General features: G+C 51.1%; 14 protein-coding genes. 4 read left to right on the forward strand and 10 right to left on the reverse strand.

Annotated features, from left to right (window positions below; all coding sequences use genetic code 11):
- Positions 1 to 38: 38 nt before the first annotated feature.
- Both ABJM21_RS11760 and ABJM21_RS11765 read left to right on the forward strand, forming a co-directional pair.
- Positions 39 to 686: a response regulator transcription factor gene (locus ABJM21_RS11760; protein ID WP_348300960.1), complete on the forward strand. Its 648-nt coding sequence runs from the start codon at positions 39 to 41 to the stop codon at positions 684 to 686.
- A gap of 170 nt (positions 687 to 856) precedes the next feature.
- Positions 857 to 2,530 (forward strand): hypothetical protein, encoded by a 1,674-nt coding sequence (locus ABJM21_RS11765; protein ID WP_348300959.1) that lies wholly within the window; start codon positions 857 to 859, stop codon positions 2,528 to 2,530.
- Between the two features lie 214 nt (positions 2,531 to 2,744).
- Here ABJM21_RS11765 and ABJM21_RS11770 read toward each other — a convergent pair whose 3' ends face one another.
- The gene (locus ABJM21_RS11770) at positions 2,745 to 3,467 is read right to left on the reverse strand and encodes a helix-turn-helix domain-containing protein (RefSeq protein WP_348300958.1); all 723 of its coding nucleotides are present in this window, start codon (positions 3,465 to 3,467) and stop codon (positions 2,745 to 2,747) included.
- Between the two features lie 198 nt (positions 3,468 to 3,665).
- Between ABJM21_RS11770 and ABJM21_RS11775 the strand changes: the two genes are divergently transcribed.
- Together ABJM21_RS11775 and ABJM21_RS11780 are read left to right on the forward strand one after the other, a co-directional pair.
- Positions 3,666 to 4,922, forward strand: a complete 1,257-nt coding sequence (locus tag ABJM21_RS11775) for a vanadium-dependent haloperoxidase (RefSeq protein WP_348300957.1) — start codon at positions 3,666 to 3,668, stop codon at positions 4,920 to 4,922.
- Between the two features lie 276 nt (positions 4,923 to 5,198).
- Entirely contained in the window at positions 5,199 to 5,636 is a 438-nt protein-coding gene (locus tag ABJM21_RS11780; protein WP_348300956.1) for a tyrosine-type recombinase/integrase, read from the forward strand.
- 58 nt (positions 5,637 to 5,694) lie between these two features.
- Here the strand turns inward: ABJM21_RS11780 and ABJM21_RS11785 are convergent, their stop codons facing one another.
- The 9 genes from ABJM21_RS11785 to ABJM21_RS11825 all read right to left on the reverse strand — a co-directional run bounded on the left by ABJM21_RS11785 (position 5,695) and on the right by ABJM21_RS11825 (position 18,372).
- A complete protein-coding gene (locus ABJM21_RS11785; protein ID WP_348300955.1) occupies positions 5,695 to 6,726 on the reverse strand; it encodes a sugar kinase in 1,032 nt (343 codons plus the stop codon).
- 11 nt (positions 6,727 to 6,737) lie between these two features.
- The gene (gene eda, locus ABJM21_RS11790) at positions 6,738 to 7,391 is read right to left on the reverse strand and encodes a bifunctional 4-hydroxy-2-oxoglutarate aldolase/2-dehydro-3-deoxy-phosphogluconate aldolase (RefSeq protein WP_348300954.1); all 654 of its coding nucleotides are present in this window, start codon (positions 7,389 to 7,391) and stop codon (positions 6,738 to 6,740) included.
- 30 nt (positions 7,392 to 7,421) lie between these two features.
- Complete coding sequence (locus ABJM21_RS11795; RefSeq protein ID WP_348300953.1) at positions 7,422 to 8,177, reverse strand: 3-oxoacyl-ACP reductase family protein; 756 nt, start codon at positions 8,175 to 8,177, stop codon at positions 7,422 to 7,424.
- A 39-nt stretch (positions 8,178 to 8,216) separates the two neighbouring features.
- Positions 8,217 to 9,503, reverse strand: coding sequence for an MFS transporter (locus ABJM21_RS11800; RefSeq protein ID WP_348300952.1), 1,287 nt, complete (start codon positions 9,501 to 9,503; stop codon positions 8,217 to 8,219).
- Positions 9,500 to 9,868, reverse strand: coding sequence for a cupin domain-containing protein (locus tag ABJM21_RS11805; RefSeq protein WP_348300951.1), 369 nt, complete (start codon positions 9,866 to 9,868; stop codon positions 9,500 to 9,502). The genes ABJM21_RS11800 and ABJM21_RS11805 overlap by 4 nt, the downstream gene beginning before the upstream one ends.
- A complete protein-coding gene (locus ABJM21_RS11810; RefSeq protein ID WP_348300950.1) occupies positions 9,868 to 12,039 on the reverse strand; it encodes an alginate lyase family protein in 2,172 nt (723 codons plus the stop codon). Before ABJM21_RS11810 ends, ABJM21_RS11805 begins: the two co-directional genes overlap by 1 nt.
- On the reverse strand, positions 12,036 to 14,285 hold the full coding sequence (locus tag ABJM21_RS11815; RefSeq protein WP_348300949.1) for a polysaccharide lyase 6 family protein: 2,250 nt from the start codon (positions 14,283 to 14,285) through the stop codon (positions 12,036 to 12,038). The genes ABJM21_RS11810 and ABJM21_RS11815 overlap by 4 nt, the downstream gene beginning before the upstream one ends.
- Positions 14,286 to 14,386: 101 nt before the next feature.
- Positions 14,387 to 15,127 (reverse strand): FadR/GntR family transcriptional regulator, encoded by a 741-nt coding sequence (locus tag ABJM21_RS11820; protein ID WP_348300948.1) that lies wholly within the window; start codon positions 15,125 to 15,127, stop codon positions 14,387 to 14,389.
- A gap of 149 nt (positions 15,128 to 15,276) precedes the next feature.
- Positions 15,277 to 18,372 (reverse strand): TonB-dependent receptor, encoded by a 3,096-nt coding sequence (locus ABJM21_RS11825; protein WP_348300947.1) that lies wholly within the window; start codon positions 18,370 to 18,372, stop codon positions 15,277 to 15,279.
- Positions 18,373 to 18,665 lie beyond the last annotated feature (293 nt).

Below are 18,665 nucleotides of genomic sequence, written 5' to 3' on the forward strand. Positions count from 1 at the left end.
AGGAAAATGCCCCAAGGCAAGCAGAGCAGAAATTTGAAATGAGCCACTTTACCGCCGTTATTGCCGACGACCATGCGATCGTCCGTTCGGGATTGAAAGCCGCTCTGGAAAACGAGACGCTTGTCGACGGGCATATTATCAGCGTGGTTGCAGAAGCCGGTAATGGTCTGGATGCCATCGCTGCGGTCAAACAGCACCGGCCTGATATGCTTGTTCTTGATGTGTCCATGCCAATGGCGGGCGGTGTCGAAGTACTTGTCGAAACGCGGCGCTGGTCGCCTGATACCCGGATCATCGTGTTCACCGGCATATCTGCGATGGGAAAAGTCAGCGAACTTGTCGAGGCCGGCGTGGATGGTCTGTTTTCCAAAGCCGAAGACAATCAGGGACTTTATCAGCATGTCCCGATGATTCTGGAGGGCGGTCGCTATATTTCGCCCTTTTTTACCGGCATTATGGACAATGCACCGCAGCAGAGCGCCCTGACCGACCGGGAAAGACAAATATTGAACCTGATCGTGGCCGGACAATCCAACAAGGAAATTTCCGGCCATCTTGGTATCAGCGCCAAGACCGTGGATCGTCATCGCACCAATCTCATGCAGAAACTGGATGTCCATTCGGTCGCCCAGCTTATCGCTTATTCCTTGCGCGAAGGATTGATCGATCCCGCGGCGGAAGTCTGATCTCGTTAAAGATATAGTGTCGGAAAAAATTGTTGCCATGACCGGCAGATAGCTGCTGGGGCCCCGATTTTGAAATGGGGGATTCACCTCATTCAGCATCACATCCTTCCTTGCTACCCAAGATGACAGGGAGTGGGACCATATTGGTCTCCGATGAAAAGGAAGAGATGATGAAAAAGGGAAACAACGCCATTCGGGGTAAGAAAATCGGTTTGAAAATTTCAGGCGCCTTACTGACGCTGGCCGCAGCCGGTGCGGTCATCGCACCGCTGCCACATCAGACAGCGCAGGCACAGATTCCAGGATTGCTGCCAAAGGCAGAACAGGTAGCGGTCACAGAGCCCATGGCGATTGATGGCGTCTGGCAAATTCGCGAACTGGGCAAACATATTATAGTCGAGGCCGGACGTGCTTACGCACTTGAAAGCTGGATCCACGCCTTTGTCTTTGAAATTCAGCCTGAAATGGTTGTGCTGCGCAATTTCAAACAGCAAGCACCCAATGTTTATGTGGCGGACGACCTCCCCCTGATGGCGAAGGCCAATATGGTGGTTGAGGGAGACGGTTCGATCACGGCGACGGTCGCATCTCTGGTTCCGGTCACCTACCATCTTGACCCGGTCGAGCTATTCTATCCCCAGCATTTCATTGCGGCGATACAGGAAAGCCAGGTGCCTGCCCAATATAGTGGTCGTCTCGGACCGCCATCACATGCGCTGGGGCCACCACAACCCGGCGTTATCGGGCAGCCTATAATTGAAGCTCAACCAGCCTTGGAACCGGGCGTCACAGAGCCTTTCGTGGAGCGGTGTGGTAACTGCGGTCTTTTGCCCTCGGGCGTAGCCGCGCAGGCCGAATTGGCTACCAGCAGCAATGACAGTGCCGATGAAAGCGGTCTTTCAGACGGGGCCAAGCTGGGTATTGGTACGGTCGTGGTTGGCGGCATCGCTTACAAGGCAAGCGGATCCATCGGCAAAACCGCCAAAATGGTCGGCTCGGCCGGAAGGGTTCCTCGCGGTGGTACAGCCGCAACGAAACTGACCGAAGGACGCCTTAGAGGCCAGATCTTAAAAAAGGCCGGTCCCAAGGGAACCGGAAGGCTTATCGGGAAAGGCACAGCCGCGCAGGCAGCCCGCGGAATCGGCGGAGCCACCAGCGAAGCCCAGCTGATGCAGCGGATAAACAAGGCGGGCGATGTTTCCAAACTGAACAAAGCCGGTCGCGCGGCTCAGGTAGCGCGCGGTGCGGGCGGAATAAAAGCCGCATCCACCGCTGCAGACGCTGCTAAGCTTGCCAAAATGGCCAAAGTCGGCGCGACCGCCGGAAAACTGGGCAAGGCGGGTCGTGCAGCGCTGGCGGGCACAGGCGTAGGAGCGGCCGTAGTAGTGGCTGAAATCGCCGCGACCGAAGGTATTGAAGCCGTCACCGGAGCCGATATTCAGGATCCGGTCTCCACCACGTTCCAATATGGATCCGCGATTTTCGACAAGAATGTAACCTTAGGTGACGTCGCAAAGGCACGTGCAGCGCATCACCGAGAGAATTTCCGCAAGATTGGTGAAACATTCACCACACCAGGAAAGATGCAGGAAAATCTGCAAGCCTATGGCGATAAAAATCGTGCGAAAGTCGAAAATGCCACCGGCATGGACCTGCAAAGTGGCAGGGAACGGCGCGCAGCTTACGGAGCGGCCCTGACCAGTGACAAGCCTGTCGCAGCGACTGCGAAGGTCATGGGCGATCGAGCCAAACACCACCTGGAAAATACCGGCAAGGTCACGAAGAAAGTCGGCTGTGGTCTGGGCAATATTTTCCGCAAGAAGGAAAATGTCAAGAAGTGCTGACCTGATCGACATCGGAAGCGACCCGCGATCTCGACAGGTCAGGATAAGGAGGAGCGGCGACCGCTCCTCCTTATTCATTTGGCGCATCGAAATCGAGCATTGGAATCTTCAGTAATTTCATTTTTGAAGTTTACTATTGTGTCCGCTTTTGCGCCCATAGCAGACGTTAGTGTTGAGGCCACAACTATCCCGGAAGCGGACATTAGACGCTTTGTCATGCTTCGCGGACTGAAGCGCGACGTTCTTCTGGCTGTATGGGGATATTGGCCAATCGACTCCGACCGAGCAACTCGGGTAAAAGCTTGGTATATTTTTCGTCACCGAGCACTTCCATCTCTCCATTTGCCATCTCTTCAGCAAGTTCAGCCCTCCCCAAGTAAATTTTGGCAAGAGTTTTGGCTGTTACATTGATCTGCATATCGACGTCGAAATCACGATCAATAATACATAAATCGACCTGATCCCCTTCGAATATCAGCCAGCTATTCTGGCGCTTGCTTGTTTGATCATGCAGGAAAAAATGAACAATGAACGGATTTGGAAGTGCCGGATGTGGATTTGCCTTATGGCGTATGTTCCACAACAAATGATCGCTGTCGAAATCTTCAAGCGCGGGTTCTATCCGCAGCCATTCTTGTGCCCAGTCAGCCATACTGAAAACAACTTTACTGAGTGCATCACCAGCGGGCGTAAGCGTGTATTTGGTTTGATTATGATTGGGCGATTCTGTTTTTTTGACAATTCCTGCATTTGTCAATTCTTTCAGCCGATTAGACAAAAGAGAGCGTGACATACGTGGCACTCCCCTGCTGATATCATTGAACGATGTATAGCCGAATACCAATTCTCTCATGACCAGCATTGTCCAACGCGTACACAATATTTCTGCTGCCATGGAGAGGGGGCAATACTGGCCATAGCCAGGCGCTTTACTCATATTGCTGTCCTTCGGTTTATTTGGCGATAGCACCGTCTGTTGTGACAATCGGTTCAGACTCAGAAAATCGCCAGTACAGTAACTGTACCATGTAGTCCTATCATAGGACTATAGCGCATCATAAAATGGGTATAACAACTCAACAGGGCTTAACCTTGCCGCTTTTGGAAAGGCTAAAAAACCCACATAGGAGTGATCATGCGCAATCTCAAAAAACATACAATTCTTTTTGTGTCGGGCGCGTTATTTGCCCTCAGCGCAAGCGTTGAGGCCCATGCCGATAGTGTAACGGATTGGAATATAAAGGCGCGCGAGATTGTTGTTGATGCAAAATTCCCGACACCTCAGTCTAACCGAGCTTTAGCCATCGTGCACACGTCGGTTTATGAAGCTGTGAATGCTATCACCAAAGAATATCCCGCTTCTCTTAATCTGAAAGCGTTGGATAATTCTTCAGTAGACGCCGCTATCGCATCAGCAGCTCGGGTTTCGCTGCTATATCTAATACCTGAAAGGAAGCGCGAAATTGAAGATGTTTATAAAGAGGCCTTATCCAAGATCGCAGATAGTGACGAAAAGGCTCAAGGCGTTACAATCGGTCAACAAGCGGCGAAAGCTGTTTGGGTTGCGCGTGAGGATGACGGCAGCCAGTCCCAAGAAGCTTACAAGCCCTACACAACGGCCGGAAAATATGTTCCAACGACAATACCGGCTGTACCAAATTGGGCAAACCGTAAGCCCTGGATGTTTGCTGACCCGACCAAATTTCGTCCGGCACCTCCGCCAAAATTGACGAGTGATGCCTGGACGCGTGACTTCATGGAAGTCAAAAAAATGGGCCAAAAGAAAAGCAAGGATCGCACTGAAGAACAGACGAAAATGGCGAAATTTTGGGAAGCAACCTTACCGCCAATCTATCATGGCGTTGTGCATTCTGTTGCTAACATGCCAGAGCGCGGAGTCACCCAAAATGCCCGTCTGTTTGCCGCCGTGACGAGGGCAACTGATGACGCTATGATAGCCGTGTTCGAAGCAAAATATCATTACCGGTTTTGGCGGCCAATAACCGCAATCCGCAACGCTGATATTGATGGCAATGAGAATACCCTGACTGATGCTAGCTGGGCCCCTTTTATTCCGACACCAATGCATCCCGAATATCCATGCGCCCACTGCGTAGTTGCGGGGACTGTAGGGGCTATTTTGAAAGCCGAAATTGGGGAGAACGCTACACCAGAATTGTCGACAGTGAGCTACACGGACGGTGGGGCGAGAAGGAACTGGAAGAGTGTTGACGACTTCATACAAGAAGTTTCCGATGCGCGTATTTATGATGGCGTTCATTACCGAACCTCTACTGAGGTCGGTTCTGCAATGGGATTGCAAATTGGAGCATTGGCTATTGAGACCTATTTATCACCATTGAAGTCAGCTACAATTCTACAAGATAGATAGGGGTCTCTGCCGCAGCACAGATTTAAGCAATGAAAGCCACATAAACATCGGCTTTTGCGCCCATAGCGGACATTAGCAGGCAGGACGAACTTCACATTAACTAGCCTACATCCATTGAATAAACCTTGGAACAAGGGAAAACTGATTGGACAAAAGGAACCGCTCAAGCCTCAAGAAGTCTGGGCTATTCGTATCCGGTTGGAGTTAGCCGAACAAACCCGGGATTTGGCGCTGTTCAATCTGGCTATCGACAGCAAATAGCGGGGTTGTGACCTGTTGAACCTGAAAGTCAGTGATATACGCAGGAGTGATGAATTTCAGTCTAGAGCAAAGATCATTCAGCGTAAGACTAGTAATGCCGTCCAATTCGAAATCTCGAAGAGAACCCAAATTGCGCTTTGCGATTGGTGCGAATTTCTAGACCTGGATTCATATGATTGGTTGTTCCCGTCGAGGATGGATAGATCCCAACAGCTTTCGACGCACCAATACTCCAGACTGGTCGCCAGATGGGTCGCTTCCATCGAACTTCCTCGTTCGTCCTATTCAACCCATTCGCTAAAAAGGACAAAAGCTACTTTGATCTATCGTAAAACTGGAAACCTAAGAGCCGTGCAACTGCTGCTGGGACATTCGAAGATTGATAGTACCGTAAGGTATCTTGGGGTTGAAGTGGGGGATGCGTTGGCACGTACGGAATCTATTGATCTCTAATGTCTGCCATGGGCTCAAAAGCGGAAATTGGATTTCGATGGTTTTGGCTCCAAAAAGACTATCTTTGAACGCGGCCCGATCCATCGCCACTCATCAGTTTCTCAACTTCTGGCACGCTAACCCGGTTAAAATCACCCAAGATAGAATGTTTGAGGCAGCTTCCTGCAACCGCAAATTCCAGAGATTGCTGAGGATCATCATAGGCATTGAGGCCATAAATAAGGGCTGAAGCGAAGCTATCACCGCCACCGACGCGATCGACAATGTCGGTAATCTCATAGTGCCGGGACAGCATGAAACCCTTGTCTCGCGTCCGCAGGCAGGCGGACCAGCCGTTGCGGTCCGCGCTATGACTCTCTCGCAGGGTAATCGCTATTGTCGACATGTCCGGATAAAGTTCCAGCACCTTTTCCGAGAGCGCTTCATATTTTGCGGTATCCAATTCCCCGGTTTCAACATCAACGTCTGCTGTGATCCCGAGAGATTTTTGGCAATCTTCTTCATTCGCAATACCGACATCAACATGCTTGACCAATTCGGACATGACTTCCGGAGCAGTCTTACCGTATTTCCAGAGTTTGCCACGGTAGTTAAAGTCACAGGAAACGGTAACGCCCGCCTTTTTCGCCTGCTGCACGCATTCAATGCTAAGGTCGGCTGCGGACTGGCTCAGGGCCGGTGTAATGCCTGTTATGTGCAGCCATTTTACGCCGTCGAAAATGGTTTCCCAGTCGAAATCGCCCGGACGACATTCGCTGATCGATGAATGGGCGCGGTCATAAACAACCTTGGAAGGCCTCTGGTTAGCGCCTGATTCCAGATAATATATCCCGACACGGTCTCCCGATTTGCGGATCTGGGTTGTATCTACGCCAAAGCGCCGCAATTCTCCGATAGCTGACGCGCCAATGTCATTATCGGGCAATGCGGTCACAAAGCCGGCTGACAAACCGTAGTTGCTGAGTGCCACCGCGACATTGGCTTCGCCGCCGCCGAACGTAGCTTCAAATGCAGGTGACTGGAAAAACCGTTCGTGGCCCGGCGTTTTCAGCCGCAGCATAATTTCGCCAAAAGATAAAAAATCTGCCATGTTAAAACTCCTTATGGCCTCGCCGCTTTAGCGAGCGCGACGGCCTCTTTTGCCAATTTTGTAATTGCACCATAGTCACCGGCCTCAATAGATCCTTTGGGGGTTAGCCAGCTGCCGCCGCATGCCACCACCGATGGAACAGCGAGAAATTCCGGTAGATTCTCTGCAGAAACGCCGCCGGTTGGCATGAAACGCATTTCGCGAAATACCGATGATAGCGCCTTGAGCATCGGAACACCGCCCGCAAGCTTTGCCGGGAAAAATTTCACGGTGCGCAAACCCAAGGCATAAGCCCGCTGCACTTCGCCGGCCGTCATCGTGCCGGCAAATATTGGTACCGATCGATCCAGGCAATATTGCGCCACCGCATCCACCAGACCGGGCGAAACCACAAATCGCGCGCCTCGCGACACTGCCTGTCCCGCCTGATAAACGGTAAGTACAGTACCCGCGCCAACGATTATGTCGGAAGTTTCCTTCACAATGGCTTCCATACAATCGAGCGCTGCATCGGTTCTCAGAACCACTTCAACAACGTCCAATCCGCCGGCCTGAAGCGCCTTGGCGGTTTGTACAGCCACATCCGGATCGTCGGCCTCTATCAGCGGCACAATAGGGGCGGCCTGGAATTTTTCCTCCAATATTTGCGCGATTATTTTACTCATATCTTGCTCGCTTGTTTCATGTTTTCGTTGTTACGAAAACAGGAGGCCACCGTTAATATCGATGTTGGTTCCGGTGATGAACGAGGCTTCATCGGACGCCAGATAGGCGACCGCATCGGCCGTTTCTTCTGCCCGACCCTGACGGCGCAGCGGTGTTGAATTGGCAACATTTTCACGAACAGCGTCTTTTGTGAATTTGTCGTGGAAGGTGGTGGCAATCATGCCGGGACAAAGGGAATTGACCCTAATACCCTGTGGCCCAAGTTCCTTTGCCATACTGCGTGTGAAAGTCATCACCGCACCTTTGGATGTCGCATAGGCGGATGCGCCCGGCCCACCGCCATCACGGCCAGCCTGTGAGGCGAGGTTTACGATTGCGCTGCCTTCGGGCATGTGCGGAACGGTCGCTTTGGTAACCAGGAAGGTCGAGGTGGCGTTGAGCTGCATGACATAGTTGAAAAATTCTTCGTCCATCTGGTCTAGCGTTTTGCGCTCCACCAAACCGCCGGTCACATTAACGACGATGTCAATTGCATCACCAAAGGAACTGCGCGCTTGATCGACCAAGTTGGTCACATCGGCTTGCTTGGTCATGTCGCCTTGTACCAGCAAGGCCTTGCCGCCAGCGGCTTCAATTTCAGCGATGGTGGCATCGCCCTCATCTTTATTGTTGCAATAGTTGACGACAACATTGGCGCCTTCTGCCGCTAGCTTGACGGATATCGCCCGACCAATATCGCGGCTTCCGCCGGTAACGATTGCTGTTTTGCCATTAAATTTAGTCATGTTTTTTCCTGTTTTTAGAACATTGAAGATTGAGATGTTTTAGGGAGAATTGGGTTTGAGAGGCTTGATGTCGGGGCACAAAATAAACACCGACAACACGGTGAGGATCGCCAACGCTGCGCCAACTGCAAAAGCAGGTGCATAGCTGTTGATCGTGATGATCGGGATCAGGAAGTTGAGACCCACCACAGCGAGCTTGGCCGCTGTTCCGGCAAATCCGGCGAGTGAAGCTACAGACTTCCCGTTATAAAAGTCACTTGGCAAGGTCTGGATATTACCCACTGCCGTCTGGAAACCGAAGAGAATGGCCGCCATTAACAGCACCGCCATAAGCGGCGTTGCAGCTGTTATCGTCGCCAGCAATGAAACAAGCATGATAAGTCCGCCCAATGCGATGACAAACTTGCGGCTCTTATTGACGGTCCAGCCCGATTTGATCCGGTTTTGCGCCAAAAGCCCACCAAACCAGGCACCAAACATGGCGCCAACATATGGTACCCAGGCATAAAGACCGATTTCCGCAACCCCGAAGCCATAGGTTTCGGACAGATAGAGTGGCAGCCAACCAACAAAGAGCCACCAGATCGGGTCGAGGAAAAAGGACGCCATAATAACGCCCCAGCTTTCTTTGCGAGAAAGTATCTCACCGGAGCTAGGCGCATAGGTTGCGACTTCATTCGTCTCGACATTTCTTTGACCGGTCAGAATATATTGGCGCTCGTCCTCCGACAGCCAAGGATGATCTTCGGGGCCGGACTTATACATGATGAGCCAAGGCACCAGCCACAGGAAACCGAGCGCACCGACCGCGATAAAGGTCGCCTGCCATGTTCCCAGAAAGACAAAAAGATAGGCAATGATCGGAGCCGAGACGATCCCGCCAATGGCCGCGCCAGAGTTGAAGATACCTTGAGCAAGTGCTCGCTCGTTAATCGGGAACCATTCCGCGTTAGCCTTGGTTGCGCCGGGCCAGTTTCCTGCCTCTGAGACGCCTAGCAATCCGCGGAAAATAGCAAAGCTCGTCAAGCCGTTGGCTACCGCGTGCAGCATGGTAGCGGCAGACCAGACAACAATGGACAGCACAAATCCCATTCTCGTGCCAATCCAATCAAATATTTTCCCGAACAATGTCTGGCCAAAGGCATAAGCGAAGGTGAAAACATTGAGGATGATCGCATAGTCTAGTTTCGTCAGACCAAGTTCGGCGGAAATTTCCGGCCATAAAAACCCGAGTGCACCACGATCAATATAGTTTATGATCGTTGCCAATGCGACAAGGCTAACAATGGCCCAGCGGAATTTTCCGACTTTAGTAACAGCGCTCATGATGGGTCTCCGGCATCCAAAAAGTCTTCCCGTGCGGGACTAAAGGTGTCGAGCAAAACGCCAGCTTCCAAACAAACAGCGCCATGGTCCTGATGCGGCGCGACATAGAAACAATCGCCAGCGCCCAGTTCAAAATCCTTACCGTCGACATGGACCATGAACCGCCCAGATTCGACATAGCTGGACTGGCTGTGAAAATGGCTGTGCACGTCACCGATCGCGTCTTTCTCGAACCACACGCGGCAAATCATAATGCCGGGACCATAGCCAAGCATTTGACGCTTGATGCCGGGACCTACGTCTTCAATGGGAACATCTGATGCGCGCACGGCGCTGGAACTGCATTCGTCCATAGTTACACTCATCATTCTCTCCCCGTTCCCAAATCAATTCGGGCGGCAAAGCCTTTCCAGCTTAGCGTCTGTCCCCGAAACTTGATGCTATGTGTCGCCGCGCTATCGGGATCATAAGAGATCGCGAAGGCCAGCCTTGTTCCGCCCAGTGTTTCAAGGAACAACACATCGTTGCCATCCACTGTTTCAAACTTCATTTCCTTGATCTGGCTGTCACTCGCTACTGTTTGTTCAGCAGCGCCGTCATAGCGGCCATGGGCTTCCAATATCCCGGCAAAGCTTGTGTTTTTGGCATTGTCTACCCGCTGGATTAGCATAGGTTCGCGGCGCAGATTAAAATTGGGATCATTGGCCCCGCTTTCAGCGAGGATCATCTTCGCACCAGCCTGCGGCGCAAAACGCCACGTATAGAAACGATCATCCAATAGCCAGGTGATGAAGCTTTCGTCGGCAGCAGCTGTGCCTTCCGCGTCAACCCAGATATGCTGATAACCATTTTTGTCGCCGAGGACCGGACGGCTTTGGGCATTGGATGTAACATCAAAGCCAATGCGCATGATCTGGCCCTGATAGTGTAGCGGCAGGTCATAGCGGTGCGTGCTGTCGGATTGCGCGCGCGTGATATCGACGACGAGCGGCTGGCTGAGCCCCGTGATATTGAGCAGTGCCATGGTGCGTGTGAAGGCGACGTCAGGATAGGCACCCGTCATGCTCGCAGCACTGATTTGGGTCCCGACTTCATCGGAGAAATAAAGCTGTTGGGGTGACTGGGCTTCGCCCGCCTTGGTGTTCCCACCAAAATGACTTTCCTCGTCCACTACCAGCGTATTATGAGCGATCGTCTGTTTGGCCCAACTTTTGTTCTCGGGGAGATAAATTCCGCCTTCTTTAGCTTCGATATTTAGGAAGCGTGCAGCGCCATAATCCGAAACCAGTTCGCGGCCGTTGTCATAATATTGCCAGCTGAGCTTGTCGAAATGGCCATGGCCCATGCCCTGCGAGCTATTCTTCGTCACCAGTACCTGATGGCGTGGTCCGCTGCCGTTACGCATAATCCCGACGGCACCTTTTTTGCCTTCGGGACCGTCGCGCAATAGCAGCGATTTATAGTCAAATGGTGTGGCCTTCCCGGCAGAGAGATCTTTGGCCAGTTGCTGGCCATCGCTGGTCAGCACTGTACGCCCTTGCCATTTAGCAACCGATAGCAGCTGCGGGTCTTGCGTCTTGGCATAGGCAATCGCGACGCCGTGATAGAGCTCCTCAGTATTGAGGCTCTTGTCCTTGATCGCATCGTTAAACGGGAAAAAGAAACCACCGTAGGTCAATTGGACGGTTGTCCGCAGCGCCTTGAGCAATATCCCGTCGCGGCGCTCGAAAATATTTCGCGCAGGGTCATTTTTCTCAATCGCGTCTGCGAAAACCATGAAGGGCATCAGCGCATAACGCTGATAATAAGGCCCTTCCGAATAATAACCGTCTGGGGAGAAAAGGAGATCGGTCTGACGCAAGAAACCCGATTTTCCGTCTTTAGCAGAACCAAGCAAGGCGCGCTCGACCATGTCCTGATCACCCAACACATAGCCGGTCATACCAACGCCAGCGGTTGCCCAGGTTGCATGATTGTGGATCAGGTTAAATGTCCGCGCAGACTCTACCGACAAGAAATCAGCTGCTTTGCGAAAGATCTGATTTTCGATCCGATCACGCTGTGCTTGTGGCAAGGAATCGCGAATTTGCTCATAACCCTGAATGCTCTGCACGAGCCACACGGCGTCGTTCAAAACCTGCCAGAAAATCTTGCCGTAATTTTGTTTCTTGCGTGCTGGATGCGCTTCAAGCGTCGGATAAAGCTCGGCATAAGCCAGCAGAATATCCCGCGCATAGTCGGCATATTGTTGCTCGCCGGTAATCCGGTACAGCATGCCCGCCTGATAGATTGCCTTGTAATTGCGTTTGTGTTGTTCGTGGGTATAGCCGCCGCCAGGATCCTTCGGAACCGGGACAACTACCCCGGCATCCATCATCATTTTCAGGAAGTCGCGCGAACGGGCAACTTCGCCATCAAATAATGAGTTCGATAGCTGTGGCGTCGCAGCAGACGCTGACTGCGCTGCATCGGAAGCGCCGGCAACGCAAGCGGTTGAACAGCTCAACAGGGCAAAAGGAAGAATGAAATGCTTCACTTTGCAACCTCGTCCGACATCACATTGTCTGACATCTGCACACGCGGTTCACCGGCCCAGATCAACTCTTCGACAATCGGCGCCGGTGTAGCGGAAAAGCCATTCCCAGCAACGCGGGTTTGGGGACGGCCAACTGTGTGAACAATCTTAATTGCTGCACTATCAGCAAAATTCGATTTTTGAATGTCGCTATGCTGAACACCGTGCAGCACCATCGCCGCGCCGGAAGCATTATTGCTGCCTTTGCCGACATTCAGGAAATTGGACTCCGAAAGAGAGAAATGCGGGCCAAAGGTACTTTCGTCGCGACCACCGCGATAAATGTTGAATGCCTCGCCGCCAATATCTTGGAAATTGGATTCCGAGATGCTGACATATTCCGCATTATATTGACCGTAATCCTCGGTCTCCGCTGCGGCCTGTATGATCGACCCGGATATGTTGAGGAAATTGCTGTTCTTGATGCTGATCCGATCCGCAAAGCTGCTCTTGCCCAGCGCGATGACATGGAAGGATTTATTGACATCCAGATTGGCGACATTGACGCGGTCCAGCGCGATCACGAAGTTGGATTGTATCGGATAGCTGGTCGTCCGAATGACCGCATTCCCTACTGAATCCGGTGCCAATGCACCATCAATCAAGACGTTCGATAGGCTCAGGCTGCCGCGCTCGCGAATCTCGAAGAGTGAGGGGCGCGCAAAAGTGATTTTGGCAACCGCATCAGTGGGGCCAACAATAGCAATCGCCTTATCCAGCGGCAGCAGCTTGTTGACCACATAATCACCAGCGCTCAGCACCAACCGGTCGCCTTCTTCGGCCTTGGCCAACGCTTTCGTCAGGCTATCCTCACCCGGTGCAACCGCGACGTCCTTGCCCTTGCCAAAACGATCACCGGTTGCCGGTTTTGCATACCATGAAACCCCGACCTGATCGCGCGTCACCGGTTTCAAATCGCGGGACGCTCCAACGTTCAAGCCTTCGGGATAAAGCAAGTCATTGTCCGCGCGGTTTAACGCTACGGATGTGTTTGAGATACCAGCAATGGGTTTTTCTACCTTGCCGACCGTCAACAGATTATCGGCAAAGCGTATACCGCTAACATCGTCCTGCACCTTGATGAAAGTGCCATCGCCAAAGCCGCTCAGCATATTGTTTGAGAACTGGCTGTTTACTGGCGGCGCAGAGCGTTCTTTGTCAGCACCAGCCGCAAAGGTAATCCGGCTGCTGTCGACAACACTGTTGTTTTCCACAACAGCATTGTCGACTTGCACATAGCGATTGACGGGTGAATTGGGCACACCGTTCATCACTGTAAGCGCGCTGGAAAAGCCAGTACCCCGCAAGCCCTCCATATAGTTATTACGGATAATCTGGTCGCGATTAATCACGCGGATACCGCCGCTATGATCTTTGCCATTACCCATGAAGACATTATTCTCGACGAGATTGCCGTCGCCATGGCGCAGGGTCAATGTTCCGCTCGATTCGAAAAAGACATTGCCACGATAGACATTTGCGCCGGATTTGGAGGAGATGATTTCTACCTCGCCATCACAGCGGTCAAAATAGTTATTCTCGACCAGCGTGTGGGAATTGAACATCGAATATTTGCTGGTACCGATCCGCAAGGTCTCACCGCCATTGGAACCCAAGACCGGACGCGGGCCGAAATAATTATGGTCAATGCGGTGATGGTTCTTTTGACTGTCCTTGCTGTCGAGCCTGACAGCAAAGGTCACGCCTTTGTTGCTCTTGCCGACGAGATGATTGTGATCAAAGCGGTTACGCTGACCATACATGCCAACCCAATAATCGCTCTCAAAACGATCAGGCTTGTTGAAATGGTCAATCACCACTTCGGTAATGCGGCTGTCATAGGCGAGGTCGCCTTTGGTCCGGCGAAAAGAGATCACCTCTCCAGTTGGACTGTAGCCGTTGCGAAATACTAGGCCGGTGACGAGAATATGCTTACCACCGATGCGCAAATTGGATTGCCCGGAGATAATCACTTTTCCCGCTTCTTGTGAGATGAGGGTGATTGGTTTTTTCTTGGTGCCTTTGGCGCTCAAAACGATTTCAAAGTCTCGCCATTCGCCATTGGCCAGGATGATAATATCCCCTGCCTTAACCTTCTTGGCGGCGACGAAATATTCCGTCTGGTTTTTTACTAGATATTGAGCGGACTGCGCAGGCGATGCCCCGGCAATGAAAATCCCAATTATCAGGGCAAACCTGAACACCATCTCCTGATCATCCTTTTATTTTATGATCAAGGGCTAACACTGACGTGATTTTACGTCAACCAATTTGTAATACCAAAATATGCTTTTTGTTTATACCAATTTCAGCCAAGATTGGCATTGGTAAGGAAACGTTCACGGCTCTCGGTCGCGCGTTGCTGCACTTCGCGGAGCGCTTCCTGTTCCGTGGCGTCCAGCATCGCGCTGATTAACCGGAAGAAATGGGCGCGCATCGCATTACGTGCATCATCCGGGTTATGCGCCTTAAGCGCATCGAGAATCAGTTGATGCTCTTTCATGCGGGATTCGGCGTCTTCTTCGCATACCGAACCATAGGTTTTCTTAACCTTGGGCAGTTCTTCACGCATTCGCCACAATGTCTCGATCGTATGCACAATCGCTTTGTTTCCAGAGGCTTTAGCGATGGTCATATGAAAGGCGCGATCCGCACTGGTCGCGGCATCATCATTAGCCGCCGCCATCTGGCTGACGAGTTCCTGCAAATCTTGCAGCGCCTCGTCCGAAATCACCTTGGCCGCAAGCGCAGCCGCTTCAGACTCGATCAAGGACCGGGCTTCTGTCAGCTCAAACGCACTGACATCTGGTAACTGCCCGGGATTTTTAGGTAATTCTTCGGAAACATAAACGCCGGAACCCGTTTTAATCTGAATTTTTCCGACCGCCTGCAGTGCGATTTCTGCTTCCCTGATGGTTACACGGCTGACACCAAAGCGCTCAGCTAGCTCACGCTCCCCGGGAAGGCGGGTACCTAGTGGAAAGACACCTTCATCAATAAGGTCAGAGATTTGTTCTGCAACGCTGTGAAAGAGTCTCTTCTCCGACATTATGCTGCATATCCTTCAATTACAATTAGTCCGGTCAATTCAGATATCTAACCTAACAACACTTCAGTTGTCGACCAAATTACCAAACCAAAGCGCCAAGAACCGGCGCGGCGGGTTCAAGCTTCCGCCACGCCGTCCCTCTTGGGAGCCTAGAATTTGAATTGAACGCCTGCGAAATAGCGCGGTCCGTAGACTTGAATCGCTCCAAAATCATCCGGCGCCCCTCTGAAATTGGTCCGTGGCTCATTGAACAGGTTAATCCCTTCAAGTGTGAATTTCACATTACTATTCAATTTTACGGACATACGAGCCTCGAAGACACTTGTGTCATCGACGTAACGAACACGGCCTGGTGTCGAGATAAACTGCTGGAAGTATCTGCTACGATATTTGTAGACGCCTTGGAAATCAAACGGGCCAATTTCGTAATAAGCCTGCGCCGACAGAACGTGCTTGGAGTATCCAAACAGATTCGACGGAACGATCAACCCATTATTGGTGCTGGTCGTACCATCATCATTCAGCGATGTGATCGCACCCAACGTGTCGTCTTGAAATTCAAAATTAGAATCCGCGTAGTTATAGCTAATCTTGAAGCCAAGGCCGTCAAGCGGCTTCGGCAGCCAGCTGAGTCGATGAGCGGCTGTAACTTCGACACCATAGATAGTGCTGCTCGATTCATTGGTATTAACCGAACTCACAAGCAAATCTTGATCCACTCCATTAATATTGAAGTTTTCGAAGATACCAGCCACTTCAAATCCACCATCAAAACTCTTATAGTAAGCGTTAACGGCTAGGATCGTATCGTCATTCGGATACCATTCGAGCCCAGCGTCTACATTCCATGAAAGTAGCGGATTAGTGGCTGGATTGCCTGTGGCAGTAACAGTATCAATGCCATTTGCGATCGCCTCTTGCGCGGTCGCAAAGTCATCATTGTTCAAATTGAATAATCGACCATCGCCAAGGCTCGAAGGATCAGGCCGCGATATAGCGCGATAAATCGCAAAACGCCCCTGAAGATCCGGCCGAAACTCCGCAACCACGTTAAGGCTCGGCAAAAATTCTGTGTAAGAGCTCTTCGTCTGACGAGGAGTTAGGTTACCGCTCTGACTCAGCGTAAAGTCACCCGTAACTGGATCAGCAACGACCACAAGATCGGCTTCGAACCCCTTAGAGATCACTTCAGTACCGATTACCCGCAAGCCAATATTACCTCGGACAGGCAAATTGCCCCAATCTGTGTCAAAATTCGCTTGGCCATATAGAGCCCAGCTTCGCTCCGTCACATCAGTATTTTGGATCGAGTCAAAATCGCCAGTTGGGTAGATCGGAACGCCATCTTCATCAAATTCCAAACCGGACGGATCTTCTCGCTCCAAAACCTGTGCGATACACAGCGCATCAAAAGTAGCGAAAGTGTTGGATGTGCTGATTACATTGCCAGCATCGTCAACATTGGTAATCAATGCGTTTCCACCGGAAACAGACGATAGGAAGCCGGACTCAGGGAAGCTTGTACGGCATTCCTGATTGGCTACAGCAAGAGCGCCCGTTGTGCTGGTGTCGTTATAGGTGTTTTGAAACCGGCTCGTTCCATTCTGAGCACCAGGTACATCTCTATATATCAACTCCTGATATCGACCTCCCGCTTGCAGCGAGGACAGGAAACCGTCCATTTCATATTCAACATCCCCGCGAAATGCCCACACGCTATTGAAGCGATCCTGCTCAAGATCGGCGCGCAGACGCGGATCATTGGCAAATAAATTGTGGTCGTTAACATCGAAATTCTGAGTGACGAAATTAAGCGCCTCTGATCCATTCTGGAAAATCTGAACAGCGGTTTCGACACGGTCATCCTGAGTACTGCCATCGCTTTCGATGCTAGGAGTAAATGCGCCGGTATTACCGAAGATATCTTCATCATCTTCCGTCCGAAAACGAATTTGAACAGCCTCTTCGACACGACGCGTCTGAGAATAGGATGCATCGAGCGATATCTTGACCCGATCCGTCACCTGCGCATCGAGCGAGAGCCCACCACCATAATATTCTTCATCGCGCTCAAGATATTCACTAACCGCTTCAATGCGTTGTTCATTAGTGAATTGGCGCAACGCACCGGTTTCTGTGAACGTCAACGGAAAGCCATCAATTAGATTCGCATCGCCGATACCGTCAATTCGACGACCTTCAGCAAAGTTCAGGTCGCTGCGTTGCTCACGGAAGAGGCGCTTTGAATATTGGAAATCAGCGTTGATATCAACATCAGGGCTTGGCTTGAGCTGAATCGCACCAAAGAAAGAATCGCGAGTGTCGTCCGTAATGTTGGAACGGAATGAATAGCTGTTCCGTGCGATCACAAAATCGTCAGTCACGCTGCCATCGCGCAACCCATCAATTGTACCAGAGCTCGTATCGCAATTACCATCATCAAACACACCGTCACCTGTGTTGGTCGGATCAACCACACATGCCCGGATTGTATTGGAAACATTTGCTTCCTGCTCAGGGTTTGTCGTTTCGTTACGAGAATATCCAAGTGAGATACCGAGTTCTGCATCACCTAGCTCAAACTGGTCAATGTAACTGACAGTCGCCCGATAACCATATTTCTGAAACCGCTGATCTGAATCAATATCGAGATTGTCAGGATTCGCATTGAGCTTAAAATTGCCTTGAAAACGACGATTGCCAAATTCCAGTGGCTTAACCGTCTCAAGCGAAATCTGACCAGCAACACCACCTTCTATATAACTAGCAGCCTGTGTCTTGTAGATTCCAATTTTATTGAACAATTCGGAAGGAAACTGGCTAAAGTTGACAGAACGGTCACCGCTACCATTTGATGCAATACGACCGTTGATCACCGTAGAGCCGAGAAACGGTCCAAGACCTCGAATGGAAATCTCGGTCGCGCCACCTTGCTCACGGTGAGAGGCTGCACCGGTCAGCGTTTCCAGCGCCTCACCAATCGATAGAGCAGGAATGTCACCAATTTCTTCGGCTGAGAGGGCATCCAAGACCTCGACCGAATCGCGCTTTGTATCGATCGATCCCTGAATCGTCGCGCGAATACCAGAAACCACAATCGTATCTTCATCCGATTCGCTGGGCTCCACGTCTTGCGCAGCGACCGGCACTGCCATTGCGGTGATCGCGGTTGTGGCCAGCAAAGCCTTGATTATTCGATTTTGTTGATTCTGCGAACGTGCAGCTAGAGCGTGAAAGCGCATCATGGATCCTCCCTGAATATTTTCTTATTTTTTTGGAAAATGACGCGGTCTGATACTATTGTCAACCTAATTTACATACCATATACATTTTAAATGCATACCAATTTGTAATACCAAAATCTCTTGAGCAGTTTTCACTTTCGAAAATATAGGAATCGCAACTAACCCGATGAGCAGATTATAGGATTTCTGCTGAAATCGGTGTTCATGTTTAGTCGAAAAGGGATCGAGTATATCGTGATAATCGATGGACGGACTTATAAGGTTGCGCTGTTCTTACAACCGTTTTCAACCCG

This window comes from Parasphingorhabdus sp. (assembly GCF_039977335.1).
Lineage (GTDB): Bacteria > Pseudomonadota > Alphaproteobacteria > Sphingomonadales > Sphingomonadaceae > Parasphingorhabdus.

What these genes read in the sequence shown, in the direction of transcription:
- ABJM21_RS11800 (WP_348300952.1), bottom strand. Translation starts at nt 9,503, where the DNA reads ATGAGCGCTGTTACTAAAGTCGGAAAATTCCGCTGGGCCATTGTTAGC.
- ABJM21_RS11805 (WP_348300951.1), bottom strand. Translation starts at nt 9,868, where the DNA reads ATGAGTGTAACTATGGACGAATGCAGTTCCAGCGCCGTGCGCGCATCA.
- ABJM21_RS11820 (WP_348300948.1), bottom strand. Translation starts at nt 15,127, where the DNA reads ATGTCGGAGAAGAGACTCTTTCACAGCGTTGCAGAACAAATCTCTGAC.
- ABJM21_RS11760 (WP_348300960.1), top strand. Translation starts at nt 39, where the DNA reads ATGAGCCACTTTACCGCCGTTATTGCCGACGACCATGCGATCGTCCGT.
- eda (WP_348300954.1), bottom strand. Translation starts at nt 7,391, where the DNA reads ATGAGTAAAATAATCGCGCAAATATTGGAGGAAAAATTCCAGGCCGCC.
- ABJM21_RS11815 (WP_348300949.1), bottom strand. Translation starts at nt 14,285, where the DNA reads ATGGTGTTCAGGTTTGCCCTGATAATTGGGATTTTCATTGCCGGGGCA.
- ABJM21_RS11825 (WP_348300947.1), bottom strand. Translation starts at nt 18,372, where the DNA reads ATGATGCGCTTTCACGCTCTAGCTGCACGTTCGCAGAATCAACAAAAT.
- ABJM21_RS11775 (WP_348300957.1), top strand. Translation starts at nt 3,666, where the DNA reads ATGCGCAATCTCAAAAAACATACAATTCTTTTTGTGTCGGGCGCGTTA.
- ABJM21_RS11795 (WP_348300953.1), bottom strand. Translation starts at nt 8,177, where the DNA reads ATGACTAAATTTAATGGCAAAACAGCAATCGTTACCGGCGGAAGCCGC.
- ABJM21_RS11785 (WP_348300955.1), bottom strand. Translation starts at nt 6,726, where the DNA reads ATGGCAGATTTTTTATCTTTTGGCGAAATTATGCTGCGGCTGAAAACG.
- ABJM21_RS11770 (WP_348300958.1), bottom strand. Translation starts at nt 3,467, where the DNA reads ATGAGTAAAGCGCCTGGCTATGGCCAGTATTGCCCCCTCTCCATGGCA.
- ABJM21_RS11765 (WP_348300959.1), top strand. Translation starts at nt 857, where the DNA reads ATGAAAAAGGGAAACAACGCCATTCGGGGTAAGAAAATCGGTTTGAAA.